Below are 15,272 nucleotides of genomic sequence, written 5' to 3'. Positions count from 1 at the left end.
TCTTTTATGGATGTGCGGTCTGTGTTATAATAGGGAAATAGAGGAAGGAAGGTGTCTTATGTTCCCATTAATCAACAAACAAGAAACCGGTGTTAACTTACATAGAATCATGGACATGCGTGGAATTACGCCAAAGGATGTGCAGGAATATCTTGGACTTGGTTGTGTGCAGAGCGTGTACCGTTGGATCGATGGCGTAAATATGCCGACCATTGATAATTTGTATGCGCTAAGCGAGCTGCTTCAAGTTCCGATTGATGCGATCGTGCGTGGCAACAGGGCACCGATTGTGCCGGATATTATTATAAAGCCACTGGATTCTCGCAAAAGCAGACTGTGTGCTTATTATGAGAAATTGCTGGAGAAGCGTGCTGCATAAATTTTTGAACTACAGCTTCAATGACAAATAGAAAATCCTCCTTTAGAATAGTCGGTAGAGACAACAATATTCTAAGGGAGGATTTTTTATGAGCGAGAAGATGTTGGTAACGCAGGCTCTGGATGAAAGAGATCTGTTGGTAAAGAAGATAGCAGATAAGATTGCTAAGGCAAGCTTTGTTGATACCATTAAGCCGAATGAGGACAAGGTTTTCACAAAGCGCACCAGCAAAGAAGAGTATGCAAAAGAAGCAGAGTCAGCATATCAGCAGATTACTGATTTGATTGACCGTTTTCAGAAGATTGATGCAGCGATTGTGGCTTCTAATGCAAATACGGAAATTACTACTTCCTACGGAACTTTCACAGTTGCCGGAGCAATTGCACTTCGAAGCAGACTTCGTGGGGCCAGTGCTTACGGAGTCGATGCAGATTTTGAAGGAAGACTTCAGAAAAAGCTGTCTAGTGAGTATAATGAAAGGGTGCAGTTCTGCGACAGAAAGAACAGCCAGTTGGAGTCTACGGCAGAGGAGATGCGCCTTAGTATTCTCGGAAAAGACAGCAAGACCAAAGACGAAAAACCTTTGGAAGTTGTAGAAGCCTATGTAAAGGAAAATACAACAGAGCTGGTGGATCCGCTTGATGTTAAGAAGAAAATGGAGGCGCTGGAAGAAAAGCGCAACACTCTTCTGACTGAATTAGACACTCAGATAAAAGTATCGAATGCAACAACTTTTATTGAGGTAGCGTAAGGTATTTGCCTGCATTACGAAAACTTCAAATCCGGCTTCCCTGTAACAGGGTTACGTTACATAACAGATATTACCAATTCTGATTAAATTGGGTTGCTTGACTTTAAAAGTGGCGCAGTTGGTAGCGCACATGACTTGTAATCATGATGTCGCAGGTTCGATTCCTGCCTTTAGAAAAAAAGTTGGGTTCAAAGACGGTGTAGAAGGCACCTCCAATTTAACTGTTTTGCGTTTTATTTGAACCGTTAAAGGTGAATCGTCAACGATTTTATTCTTGAATGGTTTTAGGTGAAGTAAAAACTTTTATGTAGACATAGAAATGTGTTGAAATCCATGAGAAAGGTTAGAGCGTTAAGTCGGTTGGCTGGAGGTAATCCTCGTGGCTGTAATGTAGGCATATATTAAAAGTGATGAAGCCGTGGCGAGAGCTGCGGCTTAAATTTAATGGAACCGCATAAAAGACACATATTACGGAGAAACAGACGATGGAAGAGAATAGAATCACTCGTTCTGGCTGTGATATAATAACATAAAACATTGTATAATAACAAAAAATATGTTATTATACAAAAAAATATGTTACAAGGAGACGCCATATGAAAAAAGAATTAGAGCAGTATTTCGGCTGCGAAGTAAAAATAGCAGAATACAAGAATAAATTGCCATTGCCAATCTTTATGACTATGCGTGATATTGTGATGGTTGAAATATATAGTGTTACCTTTGCCATAATAGATGTTATGAAGGAAACGGAACTAAGTGTTGCTGCAATGAAAAAGCAGAAAGCAAAGTATGAGGAAGCATTGCAGTGCCCTGTAGCATATGAAGTAGCGTTAAACAACGTATCCATGAGAAATGCTCTGGTAAAAAGTGGAGTTCCGTTTGTGAATTTGCCAGGAAATGTATTCTTACCATTTATGGGAATTGTATTGAAGGATGTGTATCGCAAGCAGCTTGTCAAAGCGGATAAGATGATGCCGGCAACACAGATGGTGTTCCTTGAATTGTTATATATGAGTGATGAGGAATCTGTGTTAAAAAGTGAAGTTGCGAACAAGCTGAATCTTACCAAGACGTCCATTACAAGAGCAACAGCGCAATTAGAGGAAATGGGACTCATCCAGCAGATGAAATCAGGAACAGAGATTGCTATTAAGAGAAATTACTCACGGAAAGAGTATTATGAAAATGCAAAAGGATATTTGATTAATCCGGTCCAGAAAGTGATTACAATTATGCGATATGAAGCAACCTTTGAATCATTTAGCGCAGGAGAAACTGCACTTAGTCAGGAGTCAGAATTGAATCCACCAAGAATAGAGGAACGTGCAATCTACAAGGGCGAGGAAGTTGTTGACCAGTTGGAAATTGTGGATGCCAGATCTGAAGACCCAGACGACTGCTTGAAGATACAATTATGGAAATACAATCCTTCTTATTTTGCAAGAGAAAGGCGTGTTGATCCTGTTTCACTGGCATGTACATTCAAAGGTAACGAAGACGAAAGAATAGAAATGAGTATTGAGGAACTGTTGGAGGAATTATAAATGGTACCAGGGATAGACTCTTTTAGAGAAAAATTTAAAGATTATACGGATTATTACACTATTATCGGCGGAACTGCCTGCGATATTCTACTCTCAGAGGCAGACTTGCCATTTCGAGCGACAAAAGATATTGATATGATCCTGATTATGGAGGATAACTTCCCGGAATTTGCGAGCGTATTCTGGGAATACATAAAAGAAGGTGGTTATAAGTGCGGATGGAAGAATGAAAATAATATGCACTTTTATCGCTTCACAGAAGGTAAACTCGGTTATCCTATGATGATTGAGTTGTTCTCAAGAAAGCCGGGCTATCATCTTAATATAGAAAAGGGAATCATTCCGATTCATATTGATGATGATACTTCCAGTTTATCAGCGATTCTTCTGAACGATGACTTCTATAAATTTATGATGTCCGGTCGTAGAGTTGTTGATAGTATTGGTGTTCTTGGAGCAGAGCATCTTATTCCGTTCAAAATGCATGCATGGATTAATCTTTTGGATAGAAAGAGAGCCGGAGAGCATGTAAATGAAAAGGATTTAAAGAAGCATAAGTACGATGTATTCCGCTTGTTGCAGATTGTCACATCAGGAACAAAAGTAATATCAGAGGGGTTGGTGACAGAAAGTATTCATAGATACATTGAGGAAATCAGTGCACTAGATGAATCGGAAGTAAGACTTTTACAGATGGGAATGCCTTTTGATAGAGATAGTGGTGTGGAGTTGTTGAAGGAGATTTATTTGTAAGATAAACTAATATAAGTTGTGTTTCAATTTTAGGAGAGGGAGTTATGCTAGTACTTGTAATACCGGATATTCATCTGAAAACATGGATATTCGACAGGGCAGAGAAAATCTTAAGAGATGGTAAGGCAGATCGGGCTGTATGCCTAATGGATATTCCAGATGATTGGAATATGGAATTTCAGATAGAGCGATATAAGGAAACGTTTGACCGGGCAATCGTATTTGCTGTAGACTATCCGGATACTCTCTGGTGTTACGGTAATCATGATGTCAGCTACCCATGGGGGAGACTTGAGACCGGGTATTCTCCTTATGCTGAGAGGACGGTTATGTCAAAGTTTGAAGAACTTGAGAACAGCCTTAAGAGTCCAACACAGATCGGCATAATGCATCGGATTGACAATGTGCTTTTCTCACATGGAGGGCTTACGGCTGATTTTCTGAAATGGTTAGACGAGGATTTGCTGGATGCCGAGATAGATGATGTCATTGCAGCGGTGAACGATGCTTCCCATGATTTTCTCTGGAATGATGAATCACCCTTATGGTTCAGACCACAGTATGAGACCAGAGAGATATTCAGAGCAGATATATACAAACAGGTGGTAGGGCATACTCCGGTGGAGAGGATATTTGAAAAAGCCGGCATCATATCGACAGATGTGTTCTCTACCTATAGAGACGGAAGACAGATTGGAGAGTCTGCGATGATTGTTATTGATTCGGAAACCGGAAAATACGAGAAGATAGAGGTTATGGGGAAACTGGGAGTGTGATAACGATGAATGAACATACACAGCAATATTCAGATTTTATTAATTCATTACAATCCAGGATACAGGCATTGGAGGATGAAAACCGATTTTTGAAAGAGCGTTTGGATGAAGCCGGTGTTTCGTATGCGGATATTGTGTCAGGCGACGCTGAAGGAGTTGTGGAATTGTATGATCCTGATCAGGGTGCTCGTATTAAGAAATTTGATGTTACGGATAAGATTGCAAGTGATGCAAAGGCGGAGATGAAGAGAGTTGTTGCAATTTAAATGTAGTAAATGAGGCAAAGGCGTAGGGGTACGTTTTGGTATTTGTACCCCTAATTTCTCAAAAATACGAGATTTTATGAGAAAATATGAGAAAATACATGATTTTGAAAAAGTTCCACAAAGCCTGTAAAATCAAGACTTGAGACTATGTGAGAGGATATGAGATATTATGATTAAAGTACTTTTCATCTGTCACAGCAGTTTAGTTTTACTATAACGTAGGGTTTGGCAAAGTGGGGCAGAGTACGGCATAATATGTCGGGAAAACGCATAAATACTACGGTTTAGACTACTAAGGCGCAGGATTTGACGTTTACGAAACGCTCCTATTACTGGGGCGTTTTTTCGATGGAAAAATGATAATGGTGACGATATAATAAATGGGAAAGAACTGGAATTTTGAGATGGAAGATGTGTTAAAATTTTTAATATAAAAACGGAGAGCGTATATGGTAAAAGGATTTATTATATATAAAAATGGGAAGATTCCTTTTGTAATAGATAAATACAGAATGGAATTATTTACTGATGATAAAATATTGAATGACTTTATGCAGGAACATAATAAAAAGAGAAATTATATTCTTTCAGGAGTATATTTTAGCCTTGGGACGGAACCCAGAAAAATAACCATCCTAGTTGAGCATTCATTGGGAAGTACTTGCTATCTGTCTTGTTACATTGTGGAAAATCTTCATGTGAAAGAGGGATATAACGAAATTGGTATTCAGTCGTCATATTTAGATGACGTTTTTCGGTATAAATATAACTATATCGATTTATCAAGAACTGGGATAAATTTTGCTGTAGATATTAAAGAGGTATATTCAATTCCGTTTGAAATGGGAGACAATACTTATAATCTAAAGTACTGTATAGGACACAACGGAAACTTGGGTTTATTAGAGGATTTTGAACGTAATGGAGATGTGAGGATAAGGCTTAAAGAAGGGACAATCTTAGAGTGTGCTGAAATTGTACGCACTTTGCATAGGTTTTCCATGTTTATGAATTCACAAGCAGATGTTTCTTTTAAAAGAATTGCTCTGTATAATGATGGTATGCTGGCAGGGTGGTTTTGTTCTGATAATATATGTGAAGATAACATTTCTGTAAAAGATGTAATGTTTTTTGAACTTGATGTTATGAAGTTTGTACCTAAAATTTTGAATAATATTGCTCAGGATTGTGGAAGTAAAATAACTAGAAGTGTTCCGTTAGGTCATTTATCAAATACAAAAACAGAATATTCACCGCAACGGTTCATTGAGCAGGTTATGGCTTTTGAATATTTATTTGAAAAAATAGAACCAAAGAAAGCAAAAAGTAAAAGTTGGACGTTAAAAAAGGAATTAGTATTTATGTTTGATCTATTTCCTGAAATATTAGAGAAGTCAACTCTTAATACTCAAATGGTGAGTGAAGAGATAAAGAAAACAAGGATTGATATTGTACACGGATATGCATATTATTATGATTTTGCTTCAGATAATAAATTACAATATATTATTATTCAGTTTGATAGGCTGATTAAAGTGATGAGTTTAATGTGGGTGGGATTTTCAAATGAGGAAATAATGGAGTTTCTTCGTTTATGATAAAAAAGGAGTGATAGAGATAGGTATTACAAAAAAACAACACTATGTCTCGCAAGGTATTCTAAAACATTTTGCAGACCAGCAGAAGAAAATTTATGAATTGTTTATTGATAAGAGTATAGTTACGAAAAAAAGCATTGTTGATACAATGTCACAGAATTATGTTTATGAACATTCTAAGATAGAAAAAAATTCCATAGAGGATTTATTTGCTAAGTTTGAATCTAAGGCATTTCCATTGATTGATTCTTTAATAACTGAAATAGAAGAATATTGTAGAGATGGAGATAATATTATTCCGTTTAAGGATAAAATAGACAGTATTATTCCATATGTTTTGTTGTTTTATTTTAGGAGTGGGGCATTATTGCGGGAGTATTCAATGGATGCTGAGAATCCAAAGGAAGTTCGGGTTGAAAGAATGCTTCTGAATATAATGGATGTAGGATATATTAGGGGGCTGCGCAATACAATTTGTAATTGCTATAAATGTGCCATTATCTGTGATGAGGAAGAAAAACTTTTATTGAGTGATCAATATGTTTCTACTGTCGCATTAAAATATAAAAATCGATTTTCTAATGCATCCAATAGGCAAAGCGGGATGAAAGATACAATGATATTAATTCCTTTATCATCAAAGTTCTATATTGTATTTTTCTATGGCAGATGTCCGGTTTATATAAAGGAAAATAAGTTTGTTAAATTGGATGAGAAAGAAGTGCAGGAAATAAATGATGTCATTTACCAAAATTCATATGTTAAATGTGTAGGGAAGACAGAAGATGAACTAGAACGCGTTAAAAATGTTCATTTTGAAACCTTTAGCCCAACTAAATGTATTATGAAATATAGTGACGGAAGTATTCAAGATAGGATTATAAAAAGAGAAGTATTTTTCTATGAAGAAGACAAGGATATGAATGCCCATTCCTTTGATTATATGTCTACATATAAAACAAGTATAGAAGGTAAGATTGGAAGGAATGATAAATGTGTATGTGGAAGTGGAAAGAAGTATAAAAAATGTTGTATAAGCAAATATGAAAAAGCTGCACGAATATTACAGGATATATATAATCAAAAAAATGTTGATTACACCATTCCGGGAGCCCGTGTTGTAGAAGATTCTATATTGGAATATGAGGGACCGCAAGAAAAATTGAAAAACAAGCATGATAAAGATATTATTGAAAAAATAATAGAACTATCAGAAAAAGAAGAAATTCGTAAAAAACCTTAGTAGTAACCCTTACCCTTTTACTACTAATTTTACTACTAACAGGTAGTAATAACTTGCTTCATCTTGCCGTATTTTGCCAAGATGGCAGACTAAGTGCACATTTCGCAAATACCCGGCAATCCTTGCAAAACAGGGCATATCGGGGCAAAACAAGGAGAAACAAAACAATGATAAAGATACTTTTCATCTGCCACGGCAGATTATGCCGATTCTGCTAGAAAACAAGTAATAGCAAGGCTTTGCGGGTAGGTGAGGCGGAAAAATAACACAAAAATAACACTCTTGCGGGAATGGATAGGGATATGAGAGGCTAAAACTGCAGGGGTGGAATGGAACTTGAAGACAATGGAATCGGGGATGTGATAGAGATGAGAGGATCAGTTGAGGCTGGTCCTTTTTTAATTGGATGGACGAAGGAGTCTTATCCTTAAGAGTCTTGACTACCGATAAACAGACCCGCCCAAGAAAGTCAAGCGGGGTGGAGATGATGTGGATGGCTTGATGTTCTGGGGCGGGGGTGTTACATGTTTTTTTGATTTAGGATTATAAATAGAAGAGAAATAGAAAAAACAGGGTGATTCAAAATTGAGAAATTCAATTTTTGGTTGATTGGTATATAACGAAATGATACAATATAAAAGGTGGCTTATCACTGGTTGAAACCATTGTTGATTTATTAGAGAAAGGCATAAATATGGCAGTTAGCTATAACAAATTATGGAAATTATTAATTGATAAGGAAATGAAAAAAGTGGATCTCCGTGACCAGGCAGGATTAACTACAAATGTTCTTGCTAAACTTGGAAAGAATGAACATGTGAGCACACAGTCTTTAGAGAAGATATGTAGAATACTTGAGTGTGAAGTGGGAGATATTTTGGAATTTATTCCAAATGAAAAATAGACAGTCGACTAAGTCGACTAAGCTATGTCTGTGTCCAAATTATTGGACATATAATATGATATAAGAAGAGAAGTAAGGAGAACAATATGGATATACGAGAGCAATTGTTTAGTAAGCCTTTGCCATCTAATAGAACAGGCGCATTTTTTAATGCGTTTTCATACCCAACAAAAATTTCCCCTGAGTCTATTGCAGTATATATTGCTTCATTAACAAAACCAGGAGAAACAGTATTAGATACATTTGGGGGAAGTGGAAGTACTGGAATAGCAGCATTACTTTGCGAACATCCAACCTCGAAGATGATTGAACTGGCCGAAGAATTAGGTGTATCTCCTGTATGGGGAAAGCGAAATGCTATTAGTTATGAACTGGGAACATATGGATCATTTGCTGCTAGAACAATTACGAATAGATTGAGTTCAATAGAGTTTACAAAGACTGTTGAAGAATTTGTTTGTAAGGCAGAAAAGGAGTTGAAAAAATACTATCAAACAAAGGATCCTAATGGCGAAAAAGGAGAAATCAGGCATGTGATCTGGACAGAAGTATTATTATGTCCAAATTGTAAAACGGAATTAGCATATTTTGATAATGCGGTACAAAGAAATCCAGTAAGTTTTAATTCATCTATAAAATGCTCAACTTGCGGATGCGAAACTAATGTGGATGATATGGATTTTATTGTAGAAGATTATTTTGATTCCTTATTGCAGAAAAAATTGAAAAGGAAAAAGAGAATTCCAGCATGGGTTTATGGGTCTACAGCTGGAAAAAATTGGGATAGAGCGGCAAATAAGGATGACATATTAATAGAGAAAGAATTAGAAAACGATAGTTACGGTGGTGATATAAAGAGTATTCAATGGGGGGAACTTCATAGGAGAGGGTATCACTATGGAATAGATTATCTTCATCAGTTCTATACATGCCGTAATTATTTTGTAATGAATACACTATGGAAAATGACAGAAGCGTATGATGAAAAGATGCGAGATGCTTTGAAATTACTTTTGCTTAGCTACAATGCTTCAAACTGTACGATGATGACTCGTGTAGTCGCAAAGAAAAATTCAAAAGATTTTGTCCTTACAGGTGCTCAAAGTGGTGTTTTGTATATTAGTAGATTACCAGTAGAAAAGAATATTTTGCTCGGATTAAAGAGAAAAGCAAAGCCAATTGGTGAAGCATATAAGTTATTAGAAAAGTGCACTGGGACATATATAGTTCATAATTCTTCTTCGAGAAAGTTGGTCGAAGAAAATGAAAGTGTTGATTTTGTGTTTACGGATCCTCCATTTGGTGATTTTATTCCTTATGCAGAAGTCAATCAAATTAATGAATTATGGCTTGAAAAAGCAACTGATAGAAGTGAAGAGATAATTATTAGTGAATCGCAAAAGAAGTCATTAACAGAGTATCAAACTATGCTTACAGATGTATTTTGCGAAATTTGTAGAGTATTAAAGCCAGATGGCTATGCTACTGTGGTTTTTCACGCTGCAAAGGCAAAAGTATGGGAGGCTTTTAAAGGAGTTATTGATGAATCAGGTTTAAATGTGAGACTTACTAATATTTTGGACAAGAAACAAGCCAGCTTTAAGCAGGTAGTTTCAGAGGATTCTGTTCAAGGAGATCCGTTGATTTTGCTAGAAAAAAATATGGTAAGAGCACAAAAGCTTGATAAGGACGGGGATTGGCTGAAAGAAATATGTAATAGAGTATCGGATGAAAATGGCGATGAGAGAAGAATATATTCGTTATATGTTAATGAATGCCTATCTCGGAATGTAGAAGTAAAATATGATGCTAAAAAGGCATATGAGATAATAAGAAGGTTAAGAAAGGTTTGATGTAATGAGTCAAAAAGAATCCTTGCGACAGAAGCGACTAGGACAGTATTTTTCGGGGAAAAAAGTTTCTGAACTATTAGTGAATTTATTACCAAATGAATATGTATTTAGAACTGTAATAGATCCGATGGTAGGTTCCGGAGATATGTTGCGTGCTATATTAGACTGCAAATCTGGTTTACATGAATTGTATGGTATAGATATTGATTCAAAAGCCATAGAGAACTGTAAAAAAGAAAATTTGGAAGCAACTGTTATTATGGGGGATGCTTTTAACTGTTCAGAGATATTCAAAAAAAAGGGCTGGGATTTAGTTATTACTAATCCTCCGTATGTAAGATATCAGTTATTGAACAACAACGAAGAAGCGGGGTTACCGAATGCGGAACAGATCAGGGAGAATTTAAAAAGTGTGATTCAAAACGTGGAGAATATCTCAGAGGATGATAGGAACTTATTGTTATCGATATCAGATGTATATTCTGGTTTATCAGATATGGCTGTTCCTGCATGGATTCTTTGTTCTACTATTGTAAAAATTGGTGGATACATGGCTATGGTTGTGCCAGAGTCATGGCTTAACAGGGATTATGCTATGCCGATTTATTATTTACTACTAAAACTCTTTGATGTAGAGATTGTAGTAAAAGATGTTGATTCTGTTTGGTTTGATAATGCTTCAGTAAGAACATGTCTTGTTGTTGCCAAGAGAAAAACTATAACAGAGAGGTTGGCTGATCATAAAGAAAAAACAATACTAATTGAACTTACAAAAGACGCGATAGATACAAATTCTTTAGTCGGAAATCTTTGCTATGAAGGAGAAAAAGGATATGCTGCACTTGAGAGAATTATTAGAGCAAAGAAAGATATTAGTGATAGTTCTTTTAGCTGCAGATACTTAAATACGGCTCTTCTTTTTCCGACATTTATTAATTCTATGGCAAAATTATCTTGGGTTTTAAATAATGATAAGCAGATGGTAGATAAGACGGTAGTATTACCTGAAGAAATGATGGGATTATTGCCAGATAAGACCAAGTATTTCTTGATAGAGGATAGGGGATGGTCTGTAGGCCAGGGATTAAGAACAGGAGCTAATGATTTTTTTTATGTAGATATATTAGGCCAAGCTAATGGAATATTTGATGTTCAAACTAGAGGGTGGGACAAAAAAATAATCCGAATACATGAGTCGAACCTAAAGTATGCATTGCAGAATAGAGGCGAAATTGGTGGATTAGTAGTTAATAAAAAGGAAATATCGAAAGCTGTTATTTATATCGAAAAACATGTGTGCAGAAAAGATGTTAATAAATTGTTTAACGGTACAAGAGATGAATGGAAACTATTGGAACAGGAGCTGGAAGCATATATATGTCGTGCTGAGAAATATGTTCATCCCAAAAAAAAGAAAAGATTTATGGATCTCTCTGCTGTCAAACCTAATATTAAGAAAAAGGATGATGGTTATGTTTCGTTTTGGTATATGATGCCTAAGTTACAACGAAGGCATACACCAGATTTATGTATATCTAGATTATCTGGTAAATCGCCAGAATGTTTATATATTAATAATGATCATGATGACCGAATTGTTGTTGATGCAAATTTTATTACGTTGTTTAACAATGATGAGAACAATACACTTCTTTTATTTGCTTTATTAAATTCATTATGGAGCAAATGTTATTTGGAGTGTATTGGAAATAGAATGGGTGGGGGGGCTTTGAAAATTGAAGCGTCTCATTTGAAAAAAGTATTTTTCCCTGTATTGGAAGAGGTGAAAGAAGAAGAATTAATACATTGTAGTCAAAAATTCTTAGCTGGATTATATGATAAGGATGAATTTGTTAATGCTATAAACGATATAATGTTTTCCATTTATGAGAAAAGCGAAGAAGATAACATAAAGAAGCAGTTAATCAATCTACTGGAGAAAAAGAAGAAAGAGAGGGGTATAAGTGAATAAAGAATCATTAAGAGAATTTGTTATATTAGCTCAAAACGAGATTGCTCGTGGAGCTTTAGAAGATGTGTTGCGTCATTTGTTTTCTGCTCATTTAATTAATATTTTTCCTGAGAATCCATGGTGGGTTCAAGAGCATATTTTAGGCACAGAAACGCATGTGCATTTTGCTGATGGAAATGGCATTGCAAGAACTGGATTTGCTGATTCGGTAGTAGGAAAAACAGCAATAGAGTATGAAAAGAATCTAACTATTAGAGCAATTTTTGATGAAGGATACCATCAGGTGAAGGAGTATTGTGCTTCTCTTTTGAACTTGGGGATTGAGAGAGATGATATATATGGAGTTCTATCAGATACTGTAAGATGGTATGGATATTCAATAAATATCATTGGAAATAATGACGGAAGCAGATTATATGGTGCAGATGATATACAATTAAATCAGCTTGACGTTATTGATTTATCAATTGACACAGATGCAGAGATATCTAGATTTGAATATTTTACAGAAAAGTATTTTGGCAGATCTTCTTCAAGAATTTTAACAGCAAAAGCTTTGGCTTTGGATTTTGGAGCAGAAAGTGTTTTCTATGAAAGAACAATATGTGATTTTCAAACTATAGTTAATAATGCGATGATAAACAACCCAACATATGCTGAACTAATAAAGAATGTGTGGCAAAGTTTTGTTGCTTATTTGGGTGCCTCTGATTTTGGAGAATTCTCTGAAGATACCTATGTTAACGAGTTTTATTTGGTGACAATTTCAAAATTAATATGTGCAAATGTTTTAAATGGAAGTCCGATGATTTCGGATTCTAGAGAACTTCAAGATATATTAAGCGGAGCATATTTTAAGGCAAAAAATATACTGAATTTGGTTGATTATGATTATTTTGGCTGGTTAAATAAATCACCATATATTGAAAATATAGAAGAATTTGCGAAGAGTGTTCAGCAAACATTATCATACTATGATTTCAATATTATTTTGGAAGAAGACTTGTTTGGAGAAATATTAGCTCAGCTTTCACAAAAAGAACATAGACTTTTACTCGGACAGGATTTCACACCTCATTGGTTAGCTAAAGAGATGGTTAAGAGTGTAATAGATTCACTAGATGAAGAACCAAGAATGCTGGATATGTGTTGTGGTTCGGGAGTATTTCTTATAGAGACAATAAAAGCAGTGCGTGAGAAATATAATATTGCCGAAGAAGAGTATACAGAAGAAAAAGATAATATTATTTTTTCAGCAGTAATGGGATTTGATATTGATCCACTTGCAGTAATGCTTGCTAAGGTAAATTGGGTTTTGGCTATGCGAGATTTGTTTGCTTATCATGAAGGAAGTATTACTATTCCGGTATATCATGCTGATTCACTATTTGCTGCAACACCAGTTTCTCACAGAATGCCTGAAAATGAACAGGAATCATATAGGTTGCATTTTGATGGTCATTCAGTAGATATTCCAGCATTTTTGTTGACACCTAGACATAGAAAGACCTTTGATACTTTTATGTCAAAATGCTACTCCTTTGCAATGATAAGGGCTGGAAGGCCAGAGAGCGAACTTTCGGAAACTCAAATAGAAAGTGTAGTTGAGTCAGTATATTGTGAAGCAGGAGTGGAACAAACTACTGACGAATTATTGGCACAGAGAGTATCCGCGTATGCACTTGTGGTTCAGTTGGAGCGTTTACAACGAGAAGGTAGAAATGGAATATGGTATTTCCTTTTAAATAATAGCTATAGACCAGGCTTAGTAAGGAACCAATTTAATTGTATAATTTCAAACCCGCCATGGCTTGCTATGAGTAGGTTGGCGGATAACCCATATAAGGCTATTCTATATAACAAAACTGAGAGATATGGCATTAAGCCACCTGGATCATCACATTTGCATATGGAATTAGCATCAACATTTTTATTATCGTCTATAGATAAATATTTAAAAGAAGATGCCCGTTGGATGTGTATTATGCCAGGAAGTATTATGAGTGGTTATCATCATGAACCATTTAGAAGGGCACATTATATATCTTCTGTTGACGCAATAGAAACACGCATTGATGAAATTTGGGAATTACCAATAAATACTTTTAAAAATAAGGCGATTGTTCTGGGAGGAAAGCGTGGGAGTGAATTAACAGAGTATCCAGTTTCAGGAAGAATCTATAGTGATAGAAATACTTATCAAGGATGTGAGTATACGCTAAATATTCAAGGCAATAGAAGCGCTTGGACTAATAGAGGAAGTGAAGAAGATGTGCTAAATCTTATTAATGGCGAGCCATGGTCATTTAATCAGGGCGCTGATATTATGCCTAGAACTATACTATTTCATAAATTTGAGCAGAATCCAAATAATACTTGGAAAATGTCAAGAATTGAAGCGGATTCAGATTTAAAATATATAATTAATGATAGCAAAATGACTACTGGAAGTGATATAGAGACAGATGGTGTTGAAGATAGGTTTATTTTTGATTGCTATATTTCAAAACATTTGTCACCATTTTTAGTTTCTCGACCAGCTAAAATATTTATGCCAGCGGAGAAAAGATATAATCTTTGGGAGTGCATAAACGATGATGATATTGCTTTGATGAACGCAAGTACAGCATATGTATTTGAAAATATAAAATCAGAATTAGCTATTTCATTAAGAGAGTATTTGGAAGACAAACTAAATATACGAGGGAAACTATATAAACAGGATTTCTCGCTTGGAAGATGGTTGGTTTTGTCAAATGCAGGTGGAGCTAATCCTTGTTCTGCATACATTGACTTGAATGAGATTGATGCAACAAAACTGATTATAGACCAGACATTATATTGGTATTTAGCAGATAGCGAAGACGAGGCGATTTACATAACAGGAATGCTAAATAGTGATGCATTAAGTGATTTAATTAGTGATTTTCAACCAGATGGTGGATTTGGAAAACGCCATATTCACACTATTCCTTATAAGGTAATACCAAGATACGAGCCGGATAATCCATCACATGAGCGAGTTGTTGTTGCTACAGAAAGATTGATTTCAGCATGGAGAAATAAATGTGCAAATAACGATATAGGATTACTTGTTGGGCCAAATAGCAGTACTTTGTCTAGTCGAAGAAGAAGACAGCAAGTCGCAATAAAAGAGCTTGATGAATATGGTGAATATGCGGAAGTATGTGCAGCTGTACTAGGATTATAAGAAGAGATATGATTCAAGG

Annotated in this window: 12 protein-coding genes and 1 tRNA gene; all 13 read left to right on the top strand. The window is 35.5% G+C overall.

Going from position 1 to position 15,272, the window contains the following annotated elements; translation table 11 throughout:
* Positions 1-58: 58 nt before the first annotated feature.
* The 13 genes from H9Q77_RS11545 (at position 59) to H9Q77_RS11485 (ending at position 15,253) form a co-directional block, all read left to right on the top strand.
* Complete coding sequence (locus tag H9Q77_RS11545) at positions 59-379, top strand: helix-turn-helix domain-containing protein (RefSeq protein ID WP_249325648.1); 321 nt, start codon at positions 59-61, stop codon at positions 377-379.
* 88 nt (positions 380-467) lie between these two features.
* Positions 468-1,130 carry a hypothetical protein gene (locus tag H9Q77_RS11540; RefSeq protein WP_118546862.1) on the top strand — a complete coding sequence of 221 codons (663 nt, stop codon included), beginning with the start codon at positions 468-470 and terminating at the stop codon, positions 1,128-1,130.
* 102 nt (positions 1,131-1,232) lie between these two features.
* A tRNA-Thr gene (locus tag H9Q77_RS11535) sits at positions 1,233-1,306 on the top strand.
* A gap of 420 nt (positions 1,307-1,726) precedes the next feature.
* Positions 1,727-2,677 carry a winged helix DNA-binding protein gene (locus tag H9Q77_RS11530; RefSeq protein ID WP_249325646.1) on the top strand — a complete coding sequence of 317 codons (951 nt, stop codon included), beginning with the start codon at positions 1,727-1,729 and terminating at the stop codon, positions 2,675-2,677.
* Complete coding sequence (locus H9Q77_RS11525) at positions 2,678-3,430, top strand: hypothetical protein (protein WP_249325644.1); 753 nt, start codon at positions 2,678-2,680, stop codon at positions 3,428-3,430.
* Positions 3,431-3,474: 44 nt separating this feature from the next.
* Positions 3,475-4,206 (top strand): metallophosphoesterase, encoded by a 732-nt coding sequence (locus H9Q77_RS11520; RefSeq protein ID WP_249325642.1) that lies wholly within the window; start codon positions 3,475-3,477, stop codon positions 4,204-4,206.
* 5 nt (positions 4,207-4,211) lie between these two features.
* Positions 4,212-4,472 carry a hypothetical protein gene (locus tag H9Q77_RS11515; RefSeq protein WP_249325640.1) on the top strand — a complete coding sequence of 87 codons (261 nt, stop codon included), beginning with the start codon at positions 4,212-4,214 and terminating at the stop codon, positions 4,470-4,472.
* Positions 4,473-4,921: 449 nt separating this feature from the next.
* Positions 4,922-6,070: a hypothetical protein gene (locus tag H9Q77_RS11510; RefSeq protein ID WP_022154376.1), complete on the top strand. Its 1,149-nt coding sequence runs from the start codon at positions 4,922-4,924 to the stop codon at positions 6,068-6,070.
* 10 nt (positions 6,071-6,080) lie between these two features.
* Positions 6,081-7,313 (top strand): DUF4238 domain-containing protein, encoded by a 1,233-nt coding sequence (locus tag H9Q77_RS11505; protein WP_249325639.1) that lies wholly within the window; start codon positions 6,081-6,083, stop codon positions 7,311-7,313.
* Positions 7,314-8,007: 694 nt separating this feature from the next.
* A complete protein-coding gene (locus H9Q77_RS11500) occupies positions 8,008-8,217 on the top strand; it encodes a helix-turn-helix domain-containing protein (RefSeq protein WP_118546869.1) in 210 nt (69 codons plus the stop codon).
* A gap of 86 nt (positions 8,218-8,303) precedes the next feature.
* Complete coding sequence (locus H9Q77_RS11495) at positions 8,304-10,070, top strand: DNA methyltransferase (protein WP_249325637.1); 1,767 nt, start codon at positions 8,304-8,306, stop codon at positions 10,068-10,070.
* A 4-nt stretch (positions 10,071-10,074) separates the two neighbouring features.
* Complete coding sequence (locus H9Q77_RS11490; protein ID WP_249325636.1) at positions 10,075-12,042, top strand: N-6 DNA methylase; 1,968 nt, start codon at positions 10,075-10,077, stop codon at positions 12,040-12,042.
* Complete coding sequence (locus H9Q77_RS11485) at positions 12,035-15,253, top strand: N-6 DNA methylase (RefSeq protein ID WP_249325635.1); 3,219 nt, start codon at positions 12,035-12,037, stop codon at positions 15,251-15,253. The genes H9Q77_RS11490 and H9Q77_RS11485 overlap by 8 nt, the downstream gene beginning before the upstream one ends.
* Positions 15,254-15,272 lie beyond the last annotated feature (19 nt).

The sequence above is a fragment of the Simiaoa sunii genome (assembly GCF_014337175.1).
Classification (GTDB): Bacteria; Bacillota; Clostridia; order Lachnospirales; family Lachnospiraceae; genus Acetatifactor; species Acetatifactor intestinalis.
This window is presented reverse-complemented; position numbering and strand designations above follow the sequence as displayed.